We start from the raw sequence: 20,817 nt of genomic DNA, 5'->3' as shown, positions 1-20,817 counted from the left end.
ACCCCAAGCTTGTGGTGCCATGACGACGCGAGGCTCGCGGTGTCGTGAGTATGGACCCACGCTGAAGGCCAGACCACGGTTTCGGCCAAACTCGTCCGACGTTGATGTCTGCGCACCGCAGGCCGGGCGCAACGCGGCCCGGTCGACCGCTACACTTCCCGGGAACGACATCCTTTAACCACCGTCCTGTGAGGCGGGGAAGGAGGTCCTGCGGCATGTCCTGCCCAGACCTGACCGAGTCCGAGCCCACCTCGAAGGCGCCCGACGGTGCCCGTGACGTGCTCTCCGGTGACGACATCTCCCGGGCGTTGCGGCGCATCGGCCACGAGGTCATCGAACGCAACAAGGGGGCCGAGAACCTCGTCGTGCTCGGCATCCCGACCCGCGGTGCGCCGCTCGGGCGACGTCTCGCGGCAGCGATCGGCGCCGTCGAGGGGATCGACGTACCGGTCGGTGAGCTCGACATCACCTTGTACCGCGACGACCTCAGGCGGCATCCGATGCGCCCGGCACACCGCTCACACATTCCCCCCGAGGGCATCGACGACAAGGTGGTGGTGCTCGTCGACGACGTGCTCTACTCCGGTCGCACGATCCGGGCCGCCCTCGACGCGCTCGCCGAGCTGGGCCGCCCGCGCGCAGTGCGTCTGGCCGTGCTCGTCGACCGGGGCCATCGAGAGCTGCCGATCCGCGCCGACCACGTCGGGAAGAACCTGCCCACCTCCCGCGACGAACGCGTGCAGGTGCGGGTCGTGGAGGTCGACGGGCTCGACGTCGTGCGTATCAGCGGAGGGGAGGCGCGATGACCCGCCACTTGATCAGCTCGGCCGACCTCTCTCGGGAGGAGACCATCGCCATTCTCGAGACGGCGGTCTCGATGCATGACCTGCAGCGCCGCGACGTGAAGAAGGTTCCGACCTTGCGTGGCCGCACGGTGATCAACCTGTTCTTCGAGGACTCCACCCGCACCCGAAGCTCCTTCGAGATCGCCGGGAAGTGGATGTCGGCCGACACCATCAACCTCTCGGGCAAGGGCAGCTCGACAAGCAAGGGCGAGAGCCTGCGCGACACCGCACGCACCATCGACGCGATGTCGGTGGACGCCCTCGTGATCCGTCATCAGGCATCGGGGGCCTGCCACCAGGTGGCGCAGTGGGTGCGGGCCAGCGTCATCAACGCCGGTGACGGTATGCACGAGCACCCCACGCAGGCCCTGCTCGACGCCTATACCTTGCGCACCCGCCTCGGCGAGCTCGACGGGCGGCACATCGTGCTCGTGGGCGACCTGACGCACTCGCGAGTCTTTCGCAGCAACGTGATCACCCTGAAGACCCTCGGGGCCCGGGTGACCGTCGTTGCCCCCCCGACCCTGATGCCGAGCGGAATCGGCACGTGGAGCGCCACCGATGGGTTCGCGACCGGCTGGGACCTCGATGCCGTCATCGACAGCGACGACCCGGTAGACGCCGTCATGATGCTCCGGGTGCAGCGGGAACGGATGAGCGGCGGCTACTTCCCGACGGCGCGCGAGTACACGGTCGGGTACGGGCTGACGCGCGAGCGGCTCGAGCGCCTCGTGGCCCGCAACCCCGAGGTTCTCGTGATGCATCCGGGGCCGATGAACCGGGGCCTGGAGATCGCGGCGGATGCCGCAGACGCGCCCCAGTCGGTCGTGCTCGACCAGGTGTCGGCCGGTGTGGCCGTGCGAATGGCGGTGCTCTACCACCTGCTCGCCGGCGACGAGTCGACCAGAGACGATGTGGAAAGGAGCGTGTCCGCGTGAGCAGGTTGCTGATCAAGGGGGCCCGGCCGCTCGGCGCCGACGCGACCGACCTGCTCGTCGAAGGCGGCGTCATCCGCAAGGTCGGTTCGCTCGGTAGCGAGCGCGTCGACCTGACCATCGACGCAGACGGGCTGGTCGCCCTCCCGGGGCTGGTCGACCTGCACGTGCACCTGCGGGAGCCCGGGCGAGAGGACGCCGAGACGATCGCCACCGGGTCGGCGGCGGCCGCCGCCGGTGGGTTCACGGCCGTGTTCGCGATGGCCAACACCTCACCCGTCACTGACACTGCCGAGGCGGCCGAACGCGTGCTCGACCTCGGGCGGTCCTGCGGCCTGACCGACGTCGTGCCCGTGGGCGCGGTCACGAAGGCCCTCGAAGGGGCCGAGCTGGCCGAGCTCGGGTTGATGGCCCGCTCGCGGGCCCGGGTGCGGGTCTTCTCCGACGACGGCCACTGCGTGCACGACAGCCGCATCATGCGCCGGGCGCTCGAGTACATCCGGGCCTTCGACGGCGTCATCTCCCAGCATTCCCAGGACCCTCGGCTCGCCGACGCGTCCGCCTGCTGCCACGAGGGGGAGCTCTCGGGCCGCCTCGGACTTCCCGGGTGGCCGGGCATCGCGGAGGAGTCGATCGTCGCCCGAGACGTGATGCTGGCGCGCCACACGGGCTCGAGGGTGCACGTCGCGCACGTGTCGACCGCCGGTACCGTCGAGGTGATCCGCTGGGCCAAGGCCCGGGGCATCGACGTGACGGCCGAGGTCACCCCCCACCATCTCGCCCTCACCACCGACCTGCTGAGCGGCTACGACCCGGTGTACAAGGTCAACCCGCCGCTGCGACCCTCCGATGACATCGAGGCTCTGCGTGCAGGGCTCGTCGACGGCACGATCGACGCGGTAGCCACCGACCACGCGCCGCACGCGCGCCACGACAAGGAGCACGCCTTCGTCGACGCGGCCTTCGGCATGCTCGGCCTCGAGACGGCACTCGCCGTGGTCAGCGACCTGCTCGTGCGACCAGGACTGCTCGGGTGGGCCGATGTGGCCCGGGTCATGTCGAGTGCCCCCGCGCGGATCGGTCGCCTCCAGGGGCACGGGATGCCGCTCGAGGTCGGCAACCCGGCCAACATCACCCTGATCGACCCCGACCGAGAGGTGACCGTCGATGCCGCGACGAGCCGCAGCCGAAGTCGCAACAACCCGTGGCACGGGCGAACCTTCCGGGGCGCGGTCGTGACGACACTGCTCCGAGGCGCCGTCACACACACCACCGAACGAGAGCTGACCACCGTGACCGAGAGCGAGAACTGATGCTGAACCTGCCCAGCCAGCACCGAGACGAGGCCGTACTCGTGCTCGAGGACGGTCGACTCTTTCGGGGCTCCTCCTACGGCGCCGTCGGCGAGACGGTGGGCGAGGCCGTGTTCTCCACCGGGATGACCGGTTACCAGGAGACGCTCACCGACCCCAGCTACCACCGGCAGGTCATCGTGATGACTGCTCCCCACGTCGGCAACACCGGTGTCAACATCGACGACGACGAGAGCAGCCGCATCTGGGCCGCGGGCTACGTCGTGCGTGACCCCGCCATCCGGCCCTCGAACTGGCGCTCGTCTCGCAGTCTCGAGGACGAGCTGCGTGCGCAACAGGTGGTCGGGATCTGTCAGATCGACACCCGCGCCCTGACCCGTCATCTGCGCGAACGAGGCTCGATGCGGGTCGGGCTGTTCAGCGGCGCCGCCGCCGAACGGCCCACGCCCCAGCTGCTCGACCTGGTCAAGAACAGCCCGCAGATGACCGGGGCCGCCCTCGCGGCCGAGGTCAGTACCGACCATCGCTACGTCGTGGCGGCCGAGGGCGAGAAGCGGTTCACGGTGGCCGCGCTCGATCTGGGCATCAAGGCCATGACGCCTCTGCTGCTGGCCCGACGCGGTATCGAGGTGCACGTGCTACCCGCTGCCTCGACCATCGACGACGTGCTCGCGGTAGGCGACGCCGGCCCCGACGGAGTCTTCTTCTCCAACGGACCGGGCGACCCGGCGACAGCCGACGCCGAGGTCGCGCTGTTGCGCGAGGTGCTGAGGCGCGGCATCCCCTTCTTCGGTATCTGCTTCGGCAACCAGCTGCTCGGTCGAGCCCTCGGGTTCGACACGTACAAGCTGAAGTACGGCCACCGCGGCATCAACCAGCCCGTCATGGACCGCACGACGGGCAAGGTCGAGGTGACGGCCCACAACCACGGGTTCGCGGTCGATGCGCCCCTCGACGCCACGAGCCAGACCCCCTTCGGGCAGGCGCACGTCTCGCACGTGTGCCTCAACGACGATGTCGTCGAGGGGCTGGAGCTACGCCGCGCCGGACGCCTGGCTGCGTTCTCGGTGCAGTACCACCCCGAGGCGGCGGCCGGACCTCACGACGCTGCCTACCTCTTCGACCGGTTCAGCGATCTCATGCTCGAGACCTCGGAGGTCTCGGTCTGATGCCGAAGCGCGACGACATCAAGAGCGTTCTCGTCATCGGGTCGGGGCCGATCGTCATCGGCCAGGCGTGCGAGTTCGACTACTCGGGAACGCAGGCCTGCCGGGTGCTGCGTGAGGAGGGCATCCGGGTGGTGCTGGTCAACAGCAACCCGGCGACGATCATGACCGACCCTGAGTTCGCCGACGCGACCTACGTCGAGCCGATCACCCCCGAGTTCGTCGAGGCGATCATCGCCAAGGAGCGACCCGATGCCGTGCTCGCCACCCTGGGTGGCCAGACCGCTCTCAACTGTGCGATCTCGTTGCACGAGAACGGTGTTCTCGAGAAGTACGGGTGCCCGCTGATCGGTGCGAACGTCGAGGCGATCCAGCTGGGTGAAGACCGGGAGGCGTTCAAGGGCGTCGTCGCACGCTGTGGCGCCGAGTCGGCGCAGTCGCTCATCTGCCACTCGATGGACGAGCTGCTCGCGGCCGCCGACGAGCTGGGCTACCCCGTCGTCGTTCGCCCGTCGTTCACCATGGGCGGCCTCGGTTCGGGCTTCGCCTACGACGAGACCGACCTGCGCCGCATCGGCGGGCAGGGCCTGCAGTACTCCCCGACGACCGAGGTGCTGCTCGAGGAGTCGATTCTCGGTTGGAAGGAGTACGAGCTGGAGGTGATGCGCGACCACGCCGACAACGTCGTGATCGTCTGCTCCATCGAGAACCTCGACCCGATGGGCGTGCACACCGGAGACTCGATCACCGTGGCACCGGCGCTGACACTGACCGACCGCGAGTACCAGCGGTTGCGCGACATCAGCATCGCCGTGATCCGTGAGGTGGGGGTCGAGACCGGCGGCTGCAACATCCAGTTCGCCGTCAACCCGGTCGACGGTCGCATCATCGTCATCGAGATGAACCCGCGCGTTTCGCGCTCGAGCGCGCTGGCCTCGAAGGCAACCGGCTTCCCGATCGCCAAGATCGCCGCCAAGATGGCGATCGGGTACACGCTCGACGAGGTGCCGAACGACATCACCCGCGAGACTCCGGCCAGCTTCGAACCGACCCTCGACTACGTCGTCGTCAAGGTGCCACGCTTCGCCTTCGAGAAGTTCCCGGCCGCCGACCCGACCCTCACCACCACGATGAAGTCGGTCGGTGAGGCGATGGCGATCGGGCGAAACTTCACCGAGGCCCTGCAGAAGGCGTTGCGTTCCCTGGAGAAGAAGGGCGCATCGTTCCACTGGAACGGCGAGCTCAGCCAAGCGGCGGCCCAGCGGGCGCTGGAAGAGGCCAAGACTCCGACTGATGGCCGGATCGTGCTGGTGCAGCAGGCTCTTCGCGGCGGCTGCAGCGTAGAGCAGGTGCACGAGGCGACCGGCATCGACCCCTGGTTCCTCGACCAGATGGCGCTCATCAACGAGGTCGCCGATCTTCTGGCAGATGCCGAGCAGCTCTCGCCCGACCTGCTGCGGCTCGCCAAACGTCACGGTTTCAGCGACGCGCAGATCGCCGACGTCCGCCGGATGCCGGAAGCCGTCGTGCGCGGGGTGCGCCACGCCCTCGGGGTGCGCCCGGTCTACAAGACGGTCGACACCTGCGCCGCCGAATTCGCCGCCAGCACCCCGTACCACTACTCCTCCTACGACGAGGAGACGGAGGTGGCACCCCGAGAGCGCCCGGCGGTGATCATCCTCGGGTCGGGGCCGAACCGCATCGGCCAGGGTGTCGAGTTCGACTACTCCTGCGTGCACGCCTCGTTCGCGCTGCGGGCCAAGGGCTTCGACACGGTGATGGTCAACTGCAACCCCGAGACCGTGTCGACCGACTACGACACGAGCAGCCGGCTCTACTTCGAGCCGCTGACGCTCGAGGACGTTCTCGAGGTCGTCCACGCCGAGACCCAGGCCGGGCCGGTTGCGGGGGTCATCGTGCAGCTCGGCGGGCAGACACCGCTCGGCCTGGCGCGCGCGCTCGCCGACGCGGGCGTGCCGATGGTCGGCACCTCGCCCGAGGCGATCCACCTGGCCGAGGACCGTGGCGCTTTCGGCCAGGTGCTGGCTCGGGCGGGTCTCATCGCGCCCAAGCACGGCACCGCGTTCAGCTCGGAGGAGGCGCTCGTCGTCGCCCGCGAGATCGGCTACCCGGTGCTGGTGCGGCCCTCGTACGTGCTCGGCGGGCGCGGGATGGTCATCGTCTACGACGACGACGCGCTGGTGACCTACGTCGAGAAGGCCACCGAGGCCTCGCCCGACCACCCGATCCTCGTCGACCGCTTCCTCGACGACGCCATCGAGATCGACGTCGACGCCCTCTTCGACGGTGACGACCTCTACATCGGCGGCATCATGGAGCACGTCGAGGAGGCCGGCATCCACTCGGGTGACAGTGCGTGCACGCTGCCGCCCGCGACGCTCGGCGACGGTGAGCTGGAGCGGGTACGCCTCGCCACCCGAAAGCTGGCAGAAGGCATCGGCGTGCGTGGCCTGATGAACGTGCAGTTCGCGCTGGCCCAGGACGTCCTGTACGTCATCGAGGCCAACCCGCGGGCCTCCCGCACCGTGCCCTTCGTGGCGAAGGCCACCGGGGTGCCACTGGCCAGCGCGGCGGCCCGGGTCATGCTCGGCGCCACCGTGCAGCAGCTGCGTGACGAGGGGATGCTGCCACCCACGGGTGACGGCGGTTCGATGCCCGACCACGCGCCCATGTCGTGCAAGGAGGCGGTGCTGCCGTTCAAGCGGTTCCGCACCAAGGACGGCATCGCAGTCGACTCGTTGCTCGGGCCGGAGATGCGCTCCACCGGTGAGGTGATGGGCATCGACAACGACTTCGGGTCGGCCTTCAGCAAGGCACAGCAGGGCGTCGGCTCGACGCTGCCCCGGTCGGGTGCGGTCTTCGTCTCGGTGGCCAACCGCGACAAGCGCGCCATGCTCTTCCCGGTCAAGCGACTGGTCGACCTCGGGTTCACCATCCTGGCGACGAGCGGTACGGCAGCCGTGCTGCGACGCAACGGGATCGAGGCCACCCTGGTTCGCAAGATCACCGAACGCGCGGGCGCGGCCGACCTGGCACAACCTTCGATCGTCGACCTCATCCAGGACGGCACCGTGCAGATGGTCGTCAACACCCCCTCCGGGCAGGACGCCCGCGCTGACGGGTACGCCATCCGGGCCGCGACGACGAGCGCCGACAAGCCCATCGTGACCACGATCGCCACCCTGGCCGCGGCGGTGCTCGGCATCGAGGCACAGCTCACCGAACCGATCCGGGTCAAGTCGTTGCAGGACCACGCGTTCGACCTCGACCTGTACGGCCGTCATGGCGAGGTGCAACGGTGAGCGACCTGGTGACCCAGCCCGTGTCACCCGGCCGGCGGGCCCGGGTCACCCAGGAGCAGGCCGAGGTGATCGCGACCCGGCGGGTCGGCTCGTACCAGCACCTGACGCTCGTCGCGCCCGGCGTGGCCGAGCTGGCCCGCCCGGGTCAGTTCGTCGCCCTGGCGGTCGGCGGCGAGTCGAGCAGCACCCTGCTGCGCCGCTCGTTCTCGATCCACAAGGTCAGCCCGAGCGGCACCTACGGCGGCACCGTCGAGATCGTCGTCTCTGCGGTCGGGGCCGGCACGCGGTGGATCGCCTCGCGGCAGGCCCACGACCTCATCGACGTCGTGGGGCCGCTCGGGCGGGCCTTCCCGCTGCCGACCGAGCCGGTCGCGTGCGTTCTCGTCGGAGGGGGGTACGGCAGCGCACCCCTCTTCTGGTTGGCCGCCGAGCTGAGGGCTCGCGGGTGTCATGTCGAGATGGTGCTGGGCGCGGCGAGTGAGGACAAGCTCTTCGGAGTCACCCTCGCCCGGCGCAGCAGCGACGGAGTCACCGTCACCACCGACGACGGGTCGGCGGGGCAGCGGGGGTGGGTCAGCGACGTGCTGCCCGAGGTGATCACCAGCTCGGGTGCCGGTGTCGTCTACGGGTGCGGGCCGATGGGGATGCTGCATTCGATCACCGAGATCGCCTCGGCCCACGGCGCGGTCGCCCAGGTCGCCGTCGAGGAGTCGATGGCGTGCGGTATCGGAATCTGCATGACCTGTGTCATGCCCGTGGTCGGCAACGACGGCCTGACGCGCATGGTGCGCTCGTGCGTCGAGGGGCCGGTCTTCCGCGGCGACCGCGTGCGCTGGGATGCGTTCTCCGGCAGCGGAGCCCACGTTCCACCGGATGCGGTAGGCGCGCCTCGTACGGGAGGGCACTGATGGTCGAGATGTCCACGACGCTCTCCGGGCGGCGACTGGCGAACCCCCTCATGACGGCATCCGGATGCGCGGCGAACGGCCAGGAGCTGCACCGCTTCTTCGACGTCGCAGGGCTCGGGGCCTTCGTCACGAAGTCGGTCATGGCCGACCCCCGGTCGGGGCGCGACACCCCTCGGATGGCCGAGACGCCGTCGGGCATGCTGAACTCCATCGGTCTGCAGGGCCCCGGCATCGCGGCGTTCGTCGAGCACGACCTGCCGTGGCTCGCCTCGGTGGGGGCCACCGTGCTGCCGTCCATCGCCGGCGGCTCGAGCACCGAGTTCGCCCATGTCGCAGCCGCGTTGCGCGCCAGCCCAGCCTTCGGCTGTGTGGCTGGGGTCGAGGTCAACATCTCGTGCCCCAACGTTGCGAACCGCGGCCTCGTCTTCGCCTGCGACCCGTTGGCGTCGGCCAAGGTGGTGGCCCTGGTGCGCGAGCAGCTGCCCCGCGACGTGCCGATCTTCGCCAAGCTGAGCCCCGACGTCACCGACATCACGACCATCGCCGCGGCCTGCGTCAAGGCGGGGGCTGACGGGCTCACCATGATCAACACCCTGCTCGGCATGGCGATCGACACCGACCGGCTCCGCCCCCAGCTCGGCGGCGTGACGGGCGGACTGTCCGGGCCCGGCATCCGACCGGTGGCGGTGCGGGCGATCTGGCAGGTGCGCCAGGCGATGTTCGAGGGCCGCATCCCCACCGTGCCCATCATCGGGGTCGGTGGCGTGCGCACCGGCAACGACGCGCTCGAGCTCGTGGCGGCGGGGGCGAGCGCCGTGCAGGTCGGCACCGCGACCTTCAACGACCCGTCGGCTCCGATGCGCGTTCTCGCCGAGCTGACCGAGCTGCTCGAGACCAAGGGGTTCGCCTCCTTCGCCGACGTGGTCGGTATCGCCCATGTGCGCTGAGCCGGCCCCGCACGGTACTTCGCACACCCGACCAGCAGACCCAGGAGAACGAGGATGACGCCAGGGTTCGGCGCGAGGCTCGCGCAGGCCATGTCCAGCAGGGGTCCGCTCTGCGTGGGGATCGACCCGCACCGGGCGCTCGTCGAGTCGTGGGGCCTGACCTACGATCTGGCCGGTCTCGAACGGTTCGCCTTGACCTGCGTGGAGGCGTTCGCGGGGCGGGTGGCCGTCGTCAAGCCCCAGTCGGCCTTCTTCGAGGTGTTCGGCAGTGGCGGCATCGCCGTGCTCGAGAGGGTGCTCACCGAGCTGCGAGAAGGCGGCACCTTGACGATCCTCGACGCCAAACGGGGCGACATCGGGTCGACCATGGCCGCGTACGCCGAGGCGCTGCTCGGTAGGGATGCCGTCGCGCCCGCCGACGCGGTCACCGTGAGCCCCTTCCTCGGCTACGAGTCGCTACGCCCCGCCATCGACCTCGCGGCCGAGAACGGACGGGGGGTCTTCGTGCTCGCCCTCACCTCCAACCCGGAAGGCGCCACGGTGCAGCACGCCGTCCGCAATGGTCGTTCCGTGGCGGCATCGATCGTCGAGGGCGCCACCGTCGACAACGCGCTCGCCCGCGAGCGCGGCGGTCTCGGTAGCGTCGGGCTCGTGATCGGGGCCACCGTGGGCACCGCCGTCGCCGACCTCGGTCTCGACCTGGTCACCGCTGCCACCCCGGTGCTGGCGCCCGGGTTCGGGGCCCAGGGCGGCACCGTGGCGGCCCTCGAGCTCGCCTTCGGGTCGGCCCGGCCGCAGGTGCTCGCCTCCTCGAGCCGCGAGATCCTGCAGGCGGGGCCCAGCGTCTCCGGGTTGGCCGACCGGGCCGAGCGGGTTGCGCACGGGCTGCTGGGCTGACCGTTCGACACCCGTGTGGGTCTGGGAGCTGCCAGGCGCCCAGCCGGTCGCCTTGTCGACCGTGTCGGCCGTGCCGACCACCGGCTTTCCGCGCGGTCACGGGTGCCCGCGTTGCGGCACCCTCGTAGGGGTCGCTAGGTTCGGGCGGAACAGATCACTCGGGGCCACACCAGGCGATGCCCCATGTCGGCGCCCCATGGTGCACCATGGCGGCACCTTCGTCGCCCGATATGAGCGACCTATATCAGCGCCCCACATCAGCGCCCCACATCAGTAAGGACACTCTGGACCGTGGCACTACCACCGCTCACCCCTGAGCAACGCGCGGCAGCGCTGGCGAAGGCCGCCGCGGCTCGTCGGGAGCGAGCGGCGGTGAAGAACCGGCTGAAGTACTCGAGCGGCTCGCTCTCCGAGGTCATCGACGACGGCAAGATCGACCCGGTCATCGGCAAGATGAAGGTGACCGAGCTGCTCGAGGCGATGCCCGGCGTGGGTCGGGTACGGGCCCGGGCGATCATGGCCGAGGTCGGCATCGCCGAGTCACGCCGGGTGCGCGGCCTGGGCGCGAACCAGGCTGCGGCCCTGCTGCGCCGTTTCGAGAAGTCGTGACGTCGAACGGTGACCAGCAGCCGAAGCCGGTCGAGGCTCCTCGGCGCCGGGTCGGGCGACTCGTCGTGCTGGCCGGTCCGACCGCCGTAGGCAAGGGCACCATGTCGGCCTACGTACGAACGCACTTCCCCGGTGTCTGGTTCTCGGTCTCGATGACGACCCGACCACCGCGACCCGGGGAGGTCGACGGTGTGCACTACCACTTCGTGGACGACCAGGAGTTCGACCGGCTGGCCCTGGCCGGGGAGTTTCTCGAGCACGCCGTCGTGCACGGCGCGGCGAAGTACGGCACGCCCCGCGGGCCTGTCGAGCGGGCCATCCGCGAGGGCCGCGACGCCCTGCTGGAGATCGACCTGCAGGGTGCCCGCCAGGTGCGCGACTCATGGCCCGACGCCCTGTTCGTGTTTCTCGCCCCACCCAGCTGGGAGGAGCTCGTGCGACGCCTGGTCGGTCGAGGCACGGAGGACGAGTCCGAACGCGAACGCCGCCTGGCCACCGCCCGCACCGAGATGGCGGCCCAGAGCGAGTTCGACGAGGTCATCGTCAACGACGATGTTCGTCGGGCCAGTGAAGAACTCGTATCATTGATGAGATCAGGGTCGGCGGACGTCTGATCCTGACCCTGGCTCCGCCCCTGCTCCGACCCTGGGACGCATCTCGGAAGCGCTCCGGCGTGCGCCCTGGCCGTCTAAACCATGCACACCCCGAACGAAACGAGATCACCGTGTCCGGTACCAAGGCCGCCCCCATCGGCATCACCAACCCGCCGATCGACGACCTCCTGACCGTCGCCGACTCCAAGTACGCGCTCGTCATCTACTCGGCCCAGCGGGCCCGTCAGATCAACGCGTACTACTCGCAGCTGCAGGAGGGCCTGCTCGACTACGTCGGCCCGCTCGTCGAGACCGAGGTTCACGAGAAGCCGCTGTCGATCGCCCTGCGCGAGATCAACCAGCGGTTGCTCACCTCTGTGCCGACCGAGGCCTGAACTGCGTTTGGTGGCCGGCTCCAGCACCCGCCTGCGGGTCGTTCTCGGTGTCAGTGGTGGCATCGCCGCCTACAAGGCGTGCTCTTTGCTGCGGCTGTTCACGGAGGCCGGCCACGACGTGACGGTCGTGCCCACGGCTGCCGCCCTCGAGTTCGTCGGTGCCCCCACCTGGGCGGCCCTCTCTGGCAAACCGGTCAGCACCGACGTGTGGACCGCCGTCCATGAGGTGCCGCACGTGCGTATCGGGCAGCACGCCGACCTGGTCGTGGTCGCTCCTGCGACGGCCGACCTCGTCGCCAAAGCCGCCCACGGGCTGGCCGGCGACCTGCTCACCAGCACGCTGCTGACCGCCCGGTGCCCGGTGGTGTTCGCCCCGGCCATGCACACCGAGATGTGGGAGCACCCGGCCACCCGCGCCAACATCGCCACGTTGCGTGAGCGGGGTGCGCACGTCATCGACCCCGTGCACGGCCGGCTCACAGGTGCTGACACCGGCGCGGGGCGCCTGCCCGAGCCGGCCGACCTCTACGCTGCCTGCCTGACCGTCGTGGCGGATGCCGGTGAGCGCCCGGCATCGGCTGGCGGTCGGCTGCAGGGACGGCGCTTCGTCGTGTCTGCGGGCGGAACCCGCGAGCCGCTCGACCCGGTGCGCTTCATCGGCAACCGCAGCTCCGGCAAGCAGGGCTACGCCATCGCACGCGCGGCGCAGGCGCGTGGAGCCGTCGTCACGCTCGTGGCGGCCAACGTGGGCCTGCCGACCCCCGAGGGCATGACGCTGGTCGCGGTCGAGACCACCGAACAGCTCAAGGCGGCGGTCGACGCGGCGGCGGCCGAGGCCGACGTCGTGGTGATGGCGGCGGCCCCCGCCGACTTCCGGCCCGCCAGCGCCAGCGCTCACAAGATCAAGAAGAACCCCGCCGAGCCGGCCGCGGGTCTGCGGCTCGAGCTGGTCGAGAACCCCGACATCGTCAAGGGCCTCGTGGCGACTCGGGCCGAACACGGCTCCGCGCTCCCGGTCATCGTCAGCTTCGCGGCCGAGACGGGTGACGCCGACGGCTCGGTCATGCAGCACGCGCGAGCGAAGTTCGCGCGCAAGGGGAGTGACCTGCAGGTCGTCAACGAGGTCGGAGACGGTCTCACCTTCGGTCGCGACGACACGACCGTGCACCTGCTGCGCCGGGGCGACGACGAGGCGGTCACCGTCGGCCCCACCTCCAAGCACGCCGTCGCCGAGGCGGTCATGGACGCCATCGAGCGGCTCCTGACGTGACCGGTAAACTCACGCGCCACACCACCCACCACCAGCCAGCTGTCGTCACCGACCCCAGTTAGGGAGCTTCCTCGTGCCCGCACGCCTGTTCACGTCCGAGTCCGTCACCGAGGGGCACCCCGACAAGATCTGTGACCAGATCAGCGACTCGATCCTCGATGCCCTGCTCCGGGCTGACCCGCACGCACGGGTCGCGGTCGAGACGATGGTCACCACGGGCCTCGTGCACGTCGCCGGCGAGGTCTCGACCGTCGGTTACGTGGAGATCCCCGCGATCGTTCGCGAGACGATCCTCGAGGTCGGCTACGACGGGTCGCAGAAGGGCTTCGACGGCCGCACCTGTGGCGTCTCCATCTCGATCGGGGCCCAGTCACCCGACATCGCCCAGGGTGTCGACACCGCCCACGAGAACCGGCACGGCGGCATCGACCCCCTCGACAAGCAGGGCGCGGGCGACCAGGGCCTGATGTTCGGCTACGCCTGCAACGACACGCCCGAGCTGTTGCCGTTGCCGATCTACCTCGCGCATCGCCTGGCCGAGCGCCTCACCGCCGTGCGCAAGGGTGATGTGCTGCCCTACCTGCGTCCCGACGGCAAGACCCAGGTCACGATCGCCTACGACGGCGACCGCCCCGTGGCGCTCGACACCGTCGTGCTCTCCACCCAGCACGCGCCCGACGTCTCTCTCGAGCGGATGCTCGAACCCGACATCCGTGAGCACGTCATCGAACCGGTGCTGCACGAGCTGGCCAGCAGCGGCACCGAGCTCGACACGAGCAGCTTCCGCGCCCTGATCAACCCGACCGGCCGTTTCGAGATCGGTGGCCCGATGGGTGACGCCGGCCTCACCGGCCGCAAGATCATCGTCGACACCTACGGGGGCATGGCCCGTCACGGCGGCGGTGCCTTCTCGGGCAAGGACCCCAGCAAGGTCGACCGCTCGGCCGCGTACGCGATGCGCTGGGTGGCCAAGAACGTCGTGGCCGCTGGGCTCGCCGGGCGATGCGAGGTTCAGGTCGCCTACGCGATCGGCAAGGCGCAGCCGGTCGGTCTCTACATCGAGACCTTCGGCACCGAGACCGTTCCGGTCGACAAGATCCAGACGGCCATCACCACCGTGTTCGACCTGCGACCCGGCGCGATCGTCGAGGCCCTCGACCTGCTGCGTCCCATCTACAAGCCGACCGCCGCCTACGGCCACTTCGGTCGTACCGAGGCACCCGGCATCGAGAACGGCTTCACCTGGGAGCGCACCGACCGGGTCGAGGCGCTCCAGGCCGCCGTCGCCGGCTGAGGCGAGGTTCGCCCCCGTGGCGACCGACGAGCCAGAAGCACCAGCAGCGCAGCGAGCGGCAGCACGCGATCGGGGGGATACCCCCGACCGCAACCTGCCGGTAGCAGCCGTGGTCGTGGAGACGCCGCTCGCGCACCTCGACCGCGTCTTCGAGTACACCGTTCCTGAGGAGATGACGGCGGATGCCGTTGCAGGGGCGCGGGTGCGAGTGCGGTTCGCCGGGCGTGACCTCGAAGGCTTCGTGATCGAGCGGCGGGCGCAGCCGCAGCACGAAGGACGACTCGCGCCGCTGCGACGGGTGGTCAGCCCCGAGCCGGTGCTCACCCCCGAGGTGCGCACGCTCGCCCGGGCGGTGGCCGACCGATACGCCGGCACGCTCAGCGACGTGCTCCGCCTCGCGGTGCCGAAGCGTCACGCCACGGCCGAACGCAACCTGTCTCTGCAGCCGCCCCCGCCGGCCGCCCCGGACCCTGCCGAGACAGCCGAACCGGTCGACACCACAACGACCTTTCCGCCCGCCCCCGAGCCGGGGCCGTGGGCGGCGTACCCGGCCGGGCCGGCGTGGCTGCGCCGGGTGGCAGACGGAGGGTCGCCGCGCGCGGCATGGTCGGCCCTTCCCACGCGCCGTCGTGACGACGACTGGCCCCGGGCCTTCGCCGTGGCGGCGGCCACGGCTCTGGCCGGTGGCCGCGGGGCCCTGCTCGTGGTGCCCGACCACCGCGACGTCGTGCGTCTCGACCGCGAGCTCACCGAGGTGCTCGGCGCCGGCCGGCACGTACGCCTCACCGCCGACCAAGGGCCGCAGGCGCGCTACACGGCCTGGCTCAAGGTGCTGCGGGGGCATGTGCGGGTCGTCATCGGCACCCGGGCCGCAGCTTTCGCGCCGGTGCACGACCTGGGACTGGTCGCCTGGTGGGATGACGGCGACGACCTGCTCGCCGAGCCACGCGCTCCGTACCACCAGACGGGGGTCGTGCTCTCTCTGCGCGCCGACCAGTGCGGTGCCGCGCTGCTGTCCGGTGGCTTCGTGCGCAGTCTTCGAACCCAGGTCGAGGTCGAGGCCGGTCGGCTCGTCGCAGTCTCGGCCGAACCGGTCGTGGTGCGTGCTGCAGCGCCGGTGGTCACGGTGGCCGGCGAGGGTCTTGACGAGGAGCGCGACGGCCCCGCGGCCCGAGCCCATCTGCCGTCGCGCGCGTGGCGGGTCGCCAAGGACGCCCTCGTCGACGGTCCGGTGCTCGTGCAGGTGCCGCGGCGCGGCTACCTGCCGTCGCTGTCGTGTGCGGAGTGCCGGTCGGCCGTGCGTTGTGCGCGGTGCGCCGGCCCGATGGCGCTGGGGTCGAGCGGGGCGCCGCCGGCCTGCCGCTGGTGCGGCACCGCGGTGGCGACCAACGACTTCGAATGCACCCACTGCGGTGCGCGGCGGCTGCGGTCGGCGGTCACGGGGGCGCGGCGCACGGCGGAGGAGATCGGCCGGGCCTTCCCGGGCGTGCCGGTGATCGCTTCGGGATCGGGCGAGGTGCTGGCCCAGGTGGGCCCGGAACCGGCCATCGTCATCGCCACCCCGGGGGCCGAGCCGGTCGCCGACGGCGGGTACACGGCCGTGCTCCTGCTCGACGCCTGGGCCAGTCTCGACCTGCCCGTGCTCGATGCCCCTCTCGAGTCGCTGCGTCGCTGGGCCGCGGCGGCGGCGCTGGCCCGGCCCGGCAGGGCGGTGGTGCTCAGCGGAGTACCCGAGGTGGTGGCGCTTCGGGCCGTGGAGGCTCTCGTGCGCTGGGACCCGGCCTGGCTCGCAGAGCGTGAGCTGGCCGAACGGCGCGAGCTCGATCTGCCCCCAGCGGCCCGGTTCGTGCAGCTGACCGGTCCGCGTCGGGCCCTGGACGACGCCCTGGTCCACCTCGACCTTCCCGCGGGTGCCTCGGTGCTGGGGCCCATGCCGGTCTCGACGAGCAGACCGGGCCAGGCGGCACAGGCAGCCCCGGCAGGTCAGGTGAGCCACGTGCGCCACGAAAGTCATGGCGACCGACGCGCCGACACCGGCCCCGACTGGCACGTCTTCGTGCGGATCGACTCCCGCCGCACCCTGGAGCTGACCAGCGCGTTGAGCTCGCTGCGGGCCTTCCGCTCGGCCCGCAAAGACGCCGACGTCGTCACCGTGCGGGTCGACCCGCACGAGAGCTGGTGATCAGTCTCGGCCGGTGGGGCGGGTCGACGCGTCGACGGCCCGTTCTTCGCGCAGCGACGGCAACATGGTTGACGGCATCCGCCACGGCCGCCAGGTGAGGTCGGGAAGCAGGGTGATGGCCTGGCCGGCGTCGAGACAGACCAGGCGGATCCACTCGTTCCCGACGAGCTGGGTCAGGGTCTCGTGCCGCTCGACGATGCCGGCCACCACGTCGGGTTCGGCGTCGACGACGGCCAGGAGGCGCACGGGTTCGTGAACCAGGCTCTGCGACAGTGGCCCCGTGCCAGGTGGCTGTCGGAACAAGGACTGCCAGGGCAGGCCGGTGCGCAGGTCGCCGTGGGCGCCGGTGAGCACCCCGACATCTCCGACGACGTTGTGGGTGGTCTTGTCACCGGCACCGAACGTGTCGGGGTCGACTGCGGAGAAGTAGTACTGGGCGTTGATCCATTGGGCGACGACGAGCGGGGCGGTCATCAGCTGTTCGAGCACGCTGCCGTCTCGGTCACCGTGACGGTCATACCCGTGCAGGAACACCCTCGAGCCGAGATCGGTCCCGATGGTGAGCTCTCGCGGCCCGAAGACGATGGCGGCATTGCCGGCGAGGCCCCACTCCGGGGTGGGCTCTGACCAGTCGGCGGCCCGGCGCGCGACGGGCCGCGACATCGGTCGGGTGGTTCGGCCCGACACCGGCAGCAGCCGCTCGCGTTCGAGGGCGGCGCGCCGGCCTGCTGCCGTCAACGCCGCCTCGATCTCGGGGTGCTCGCCCGGCCGGGCAAGGGTGATCTCGTCGGTCGACGTGTCGTGCAGAGCCGCCACCGCGAGGGTGTCGACCGGCAGGCGTAGCCCCTGGTCCGCCAGCCGGGCCCGTACCTGGTCGTCGTTGAGGGCGTCGACGAGCAGGGCCGCGTTGACGCGACCGTCGTTGCCACCGCAGGCGCCACAGTCGTAGGCCGTGCCGAACGCGTTGTTCTCGGTCGTCGACCCGTGGCCGCACACGACGATGAGGGGTGCGAAGTTCTCGGTCAGCCCGGTGCTTCGCAGAGCCGCGACCGCAAGGTCGACCTTCTCGCGAAGACCGAGGTCGGTGACGAGTGGAGTCTGTTCGGCGCGAGTGTCATCACCGATCCAGCCCCGCACGAACCGCCGGACCGTCGCCGGGGCGAGCAGCGCGCTCGTGGACGAGAGCGCGGCCAGGATGCCGCCGCCCTCCGCCACCACGAGCGCCCCCAGGGGCGTGGCGCTGACGGCTGTGGCAGACCGGTGCAGAACCTGCCGGAAGCGCAGCGGCGTGGGCCGACGACGGGCGGTGAACGAGGGCTCGATGAGCGCGGGGCACTGGTCGTGGGCCACCCCGTCGGCGTTGAGGTAACGCACGGCCGCGCCGAAGAACCCGGCGTACCCGTAGGTGCGGTGGTCGCCCGACTCCTCGAGGTGGCGGCGGACCCGTTCGGAGCGGACGTCGATGCACCACAGCGACTGGCTCTGCGGCCGACCAGCGACCCCGGCGGCCCGGGTCTCGGTACCGGTCCGGGTGCCGGTCTCGGGGTTCGCCAGGTCGAGATCGGAGGTCGCGATCGACCGCACGATCCGGGTGAGCAACCACTCCTCGACGCCGATCTCGAGGGCGCGCTGCCAGATGCGTGCCGTCTCGGTGCTCGTGACGCTCGCCGGACCGGTGGGCCCGGTCGCAGCCTCGGCGTCGACCGTCGAGAGCGCGAGCTCGGTTCGCGGCCGGCCGCGCGAGACCGCCCCTGAGAAGAGCACGTCGTGAGCCATGCGCAGGGCAGCGAGCTGCAGCAGGGGTGCCGTCTCACCCGACCGACGGGCTCGCCAGGAGGCGTGCGCGGACCAACCAGGGGCGGAGGCCAGGGTCGCCACCAGGTAGCCGACCAGCAGATCGGCCCGCAGCTCGACGCGCCGGGCCAGCTCTTCGATGGCAGCGGCAGGATCCTCGGGCAGCGTACGTACCCAGGCGGCTGCGCCTCGGATGCCGGTCGCCGCGTCGTAGCTGGGCCGAGCCGCCGCCCGGATCCAACGGTCCCACGGGCCCGACGGATCGTGATCAGTAGCTCCGGGTGCGTCGGATCCCGTTGTCGGCCAGGCACGCTGGGCCCAGAGGGCGGCGTGAGCGTCGACGAGCTCGACGGTGTGGGTGACGGAGGACGGAGACAGGGCCGCGCAGAACCTCAGCACCGAGACGGGGTCGCGCGGCTCGGTGGATGCCGTTCGGACAGCCACCTGCGACCGCGTGTCAGCGACGAGCCGCTCGATGGCCGGAACCGGATCCAGCAGGCCCGGTTCACTCGTAGCCGGGCCACCCGTACCCAGACCGACGGTGCCGTTCACGGCTGCGTCGCCGACCTCCGCGAGGGCGGCCGCCAGGTGGCTGGGGTGGATCCGGCCGGAGTCGAACAGGTCGAGGTAGTAGCGCAGCGGCGCCCGACCGGTCACCGGGGATGCGCCGGCCAGGGAGTGAGCCCGGCTCGCGACGTCGAGGGCGTCGTCGAAGGGCATCGACTCGAGGCGAGCCAGCGGGTTGGCCGCCACCATGTTCCGCAGCGGCCAGGAGGTGCCGACGGTCGCGGCGGCCGCCATCACGGCCGCACCGGCGACCGGGCCGCTCACCACGTGGCGCGAGTCGTACGGGCCGGCACAGCGGGGCAGCGACGCGTAGCGGCGGTGGCGGGCCTTCGGCGCCAAGGCCGTCGGGAGCAGCCGCACGGCAAGGGGCGAGTCGGGCCTCGCGCTCAGCGAGCGGCTGCCGACGACGACAGCCGCGCCAGCGACCACGAGACCGGCGACGAGCACGGTCGCGAACAGTGGGTCCCAGACGGCATCCCGGGGGAGCGCCGGGGTCAGGGCGTGCTCCCACCCCACGAGCACCCACCCGTAGAGCCCGGCCGCGATCCCGGCCGCCACGATCGCGACCAGACTGTGCACACCCGTCGCCCGGGGAAGGCAGGCGGCTGCGCGGGCAGCCACTACGGCGCACAGCACGACCAGGGTCACGGGGATGAGGGCCGTCACGCCTGCTGAGGCCGTGAGCTCGCGGGCGGCAGGGGCGCCGACCAGTGCGGCGGTCCCGGCCGCGACCACGGCGGCAGCCCATGGGGCGAGACGGGAAGCGAGGAGCGGGGCGGTTGGCGCGGACGGCGCGTGGTCGCGGTTCCGGGCGATGGCCCCACCGGCACGCAGGAACATCCACGACTTGTAGGCGCCGTGCCCCAGCAGGTGCATGAGGGCCATCGCGGGCAGCCCCAGGCCGAGCTGAACGCACATGTATCCCATCTGGCTCGTCGTCGAGCAGGCCAGCCGACCCTTGACGTCGGACCGGACCCGCCCGGCCCACGCACCGATCACGACGGAGGCGGCTCCGAGCACGAGCAGGCCGAGCAGAACCAGGGGAGCCGCCCGGAAGAGCGGCCAGGCCAGCACGCCGAGCACTCCGGCGCCGTTGACCACACCGGCGTGCAGCAGCGCCGACACCGGTGACGGCGCCTCGGCGGTCTCGGCGAGCCACCGGTGCGACGGAACGAGGCCGCTTCGCGTCACGCAGGCTACGACGAGGAGCACGGCAACGACCACGACAGGCGCTCCGCTCGTCACCTCGCCGAGCCGGGTGCGGTCGAGCGACGGCAACCAGACGAGGCCGACGACGATCCCCGACCAGAGGGCGAGGTCGCCGACCAACAGGTGCCGCCGCATCGTGCGAGCCGCGACCGGTGCGCGACCGGTGCCGGTTCGCGCGACGACGAGGCCGACGGCCAGCCCGCTGACGGTCCACCCGAGCGCGACGGTGACCAGACTTGCGCTCGCGACCATCACCACGAGGCCGAGCAGCGCTGCGAACAGTGCCCTTCCGGCGGGTGCCAGGCCGTCGCGTCCGCGCAGGTTGGTCAGCGAGTAGGTCGTGACAACCCAGACGAGGAGTCCGACGAAGGCCAGGAGCAGCGTCGAGATGGCGTCGAGGTAGAGACCGATGGTCACGGGGCCAAGGCTGTGCGCCAGCAGCCAGGGTTGCCCGAGGAAGGCGGCAGGGGCGGCCGTCACACCCGCCAGCACGACAAGAACGCTGACGCGGCGGGTCCAGAGAAACCAGTTCATGGGAAGCACAATACACGTAACACAGTTCATGTATTT

General features: G+C 70.9%; 15 protein-coding genes. 14 read left to right on the top strand and 1 reads right to left on the bottom strand.

Annotated features, from left to right (window positions below; genetic code table 11):
* The first annotated feature begins 215 nt into the window (after nt 1-215).
* The 14 genes from pyrR to BA895_RS05075 all read left to right on the top strand — a co-directional run bounded on the left by pyrR (nt 216) and on the right by BA895_RS05075 (nt 16,677).
* Nucleotides 216-806: a bifunctional pyr operon transcriptional regulator/uracil phosphoribosyltransferase PyrR gene (gene pyrR / locus BA895_RS05140; RefSeq protein ID WP_070190820.1), complete on the top strand. Its 591-nt coding sequence runs from the start codon at nt 216-218 to the stop codon at nt 804-806.
* Complete coding sequence (locus tag BA895_RS05135) at nt 803-1,783, top strand: aspartate carbamoyltransferase catalytic subunit (RefSeq protein WP_070190819.1); 981 nt, start codon at nt 803-805, stop codon at nt 1,781-1,783. The genes pyrR and BA895_RS05135 overlap by 4 nt, the downstream gene beginning before the upstream one ends.
* Nucleotides 1,780-3,093: a dihydroorotase gene (locus BA895_RS05130; protein WP_070190818.1), complete on the top strand. Its 1,314-nt coding sequence runs from the start codon at nt 1,780-1,782 to the stop codon at nt 3,091-3,093. The genes BA895_RS05135 and BA895_RS05130 overlap by 4 nt, the downstream gene beginning before the upstream one ends.
* The gene (gene carA, locus BA895_RS05125; protein WP_070190817.1) at nt 3,093-4,262 is read left to right on the top strand and encodes a glutamine-hydrolyzing carbamoyl-phosphate synthase small subunit; all 1,170 of its coding nucleotides are present in this window, start codon (nt 3,093-3,095) and stop codon (nt 4,260-4,262) included. The genes BA895_RS05130 and carA overlap by 1 nt, the downstream gene beginning before the upstream one ends.
* Nucleotides 4,262-7,582: a carbamoyl-phosphate synthase large subunit gene (gene carB, locus BA895_RS05120; RefSeq protein WP_070190816.1), complete on the top strand. Its 3,321-nt coding sequence runs from the start codon at nt 4,262-4,264 to the stop codon at nt 7,580-7,582. The genes carA and carB overlap by 1 nt, the downstream gene beginning before the upstream one ends.
* Nucleotides 7,579-8,490: a dihydroorotate dehydrogenase electron transfer subunit gene (locus BA895_RS05115; protein WP_371327692.1), complete on the top strand. Its 912-nt coding sequence runs from the start codon at nt 7,579-7,581 to the stop codon at nt 8,488-8,490. The genes carB and BA895_RS05115 overlap by 4 nt, the downstream gene beginning before the upstream one ends.
* Nucleotides 8,490-9,437, top strand: coding sequence for a dihydroorotate dehydrogenase (locus BA895_RS05110; RefSeq protein WP_070190815.1), 948 nt, complete (start codon nt 8,490-8,492; stop codon nt 9,435-9,437). The genes BA895_RS05115 and BA895_RS05110 overlap by 1 nt, the downstream gene beginning before the upstream one ends.
* A gap of 54 nt (nt 9,438-9,491) precedes the next feature.
* Entirely contained in the window at nt 9,492-10,334 is an 843-nt protein-coding gene (pyrF, locus tag BA895_RS05105) for an orotidine-5'-phosphate decarboxylase (RefSeq protein ID WP_070190814.1), read from the top strand.
* 291 nt (nt 10,335-10,625) lie between these two features.
* The gene (gene mihF, locus BA895_RS05100) at nt 10,626-10,943 is read left to right on the top strand and encodes an integration host factor, actinobacterial type (protein WP_070190813.1); all 318 of its coding nucleotides are present in this window, start codon (nt 10,626-10,628) and stop codon (nt 10,941-10,943) included.
* The gene (gene gmk, locus BA895_RS05095) at nt 10,940-11,557 is read left to right on the top strand and encodes a guanylate kinase (protein ID WP_070190812.1); all 618 of its coding nucleotides are present in this window, start codon (nt 10,940-10,942) and stop codon (nt 11,555-11,557) included. Before mihF ends, gmk begins: the two co-directional genes overlap by 4 nt.
* 110 nt (nt 11,558-11,667) lie before the next feature.
* On the top strand, nt 11,668-11,931 hold the full coding sequence (gene rpoZ / locus BA895_RS05090; RefSeq protein WP_070190811.1) for a DNA-directed RNA polymerase subunit omega: 264 nt from the start codon (nt 11,668-11,670) through the stop codon (nt 11,929-11,931).
* A 31-nt stretch (nt 11,932-11,962) separates the two neighbouring features.
* On the top strand, nt 11,963-13,201 hold the full coding sequence (coaBC, locus tag BA895_RS05085) for a bifunctional phosphopantothenoylcysteine decarboxylase/phosphopantothenate--cysteine ligase CoaBC (protein WP_070190864.1): 1,239 nt from the start codon (nt 11,963-11,965) through the stop codon (nt 13,199-13,201).
* Nucleotides 13,202-13,274: 73 nt separating this feature from the next.
* Entirely contained in the window at nt 13,275-14,495 is a 1,221-nt protein-coding gene (gene metK / locus BA895_RS05080; RefSeq protein ID WP_070190810.1) for a methionine adenosyltransferase, read from the top strand.
* A 16-nt stretch (nt 14,496-14,511) separates the two neighbouring features.
* A complete protein-coding gene (locus tag BA895_RS05075) occupies nt 14,512-16,677 on the top strand; it encodes a primosome assembly protein PriA (protein ID WP_254666327.1) in 2,166 nt (721 codons plus the stop codon).
* On the opposite strand, the gene BA895_RS05070 is transcribed toward BA895_RS05075, so the two are convergent.
* Nucleotides 16,678-20,781 carry a putative inorganic carbon transporter subunit DabA gene (locus tag BA895_RS05070; RefSeq protein ID WP_070190808.1) on the bottom strand — a complete coding sequence of 1,368 codons (4,104 nt, stop codon included), beginning with the start codon at nt 20,779-20,781 and terminating at the stop codon, nt 16,678-16,680.
* Nucleotides 20,782-20,817 lie beyond the last annotated feature (36 nt).

This window comes from Humibacillus sp. DSM 29435 (assembly GCF_001758225.1).
GTDB lineage: Bacteria > Actinomycetota > Actinomycetes > Actinomycetales > Dermatophilaceae > DSM-29435.
This window is presented reverse-complemented; position numbering and strand designations above follow the sequence as displayed.

Excerpts from the sequence above, each read along its gene's own strand:
- pyrR (WP_070190820.1), top strand. The coding sequence starts at position 216 with ATGTCCTGCCCAGACCTGACCGAGTCCGAGCCCACCTCGAAGGCGCCC.
- BA895_RS05135 (WP_070190819.1), top strand. The coding sequence starts at position 803 with ATGACCCGCCACTTGATCAGCTCGGCCGACCTCTCTCGGGAGGAGACC.
- carA (WP_070190817.1), top strand. The coding sequence starts at position 3,093 with ATGCTGAACCTGCCCAGCCAGCACCGAGACGAGGCCGTACTCGTGCTC.
- carB (WP_070190816.1), top strand. The coding sequence starts at position 4,262 with ATGCCGAAGCGCGACGACATCAAGAGCGTTCTCGTCATCGGGTCGGGG.
- BA895_RS05110 (WP_070190815.1), top strand. The coding sequence starts at position 8,490 with ATGGTCGAGATGTCCACGACGCTCTCCGGGCGGCGACTGGCGAACCCC.
- pyrF (WP_070190814.1), top strand. The coding sequence starts at position 9,492 with ATGACGCCAGGGTTCGGCGCGAGGCTCGCGCAGGCCATGTCCAGCAGG.
- BA895_RS05070 (WP_070190808.1), bottom strand. The coding sequence starts at position 20,781 with ATGAACTGGTTTCTCTGGACCCGCCGCGTCAGCGTTCTTGTCGTGCTG.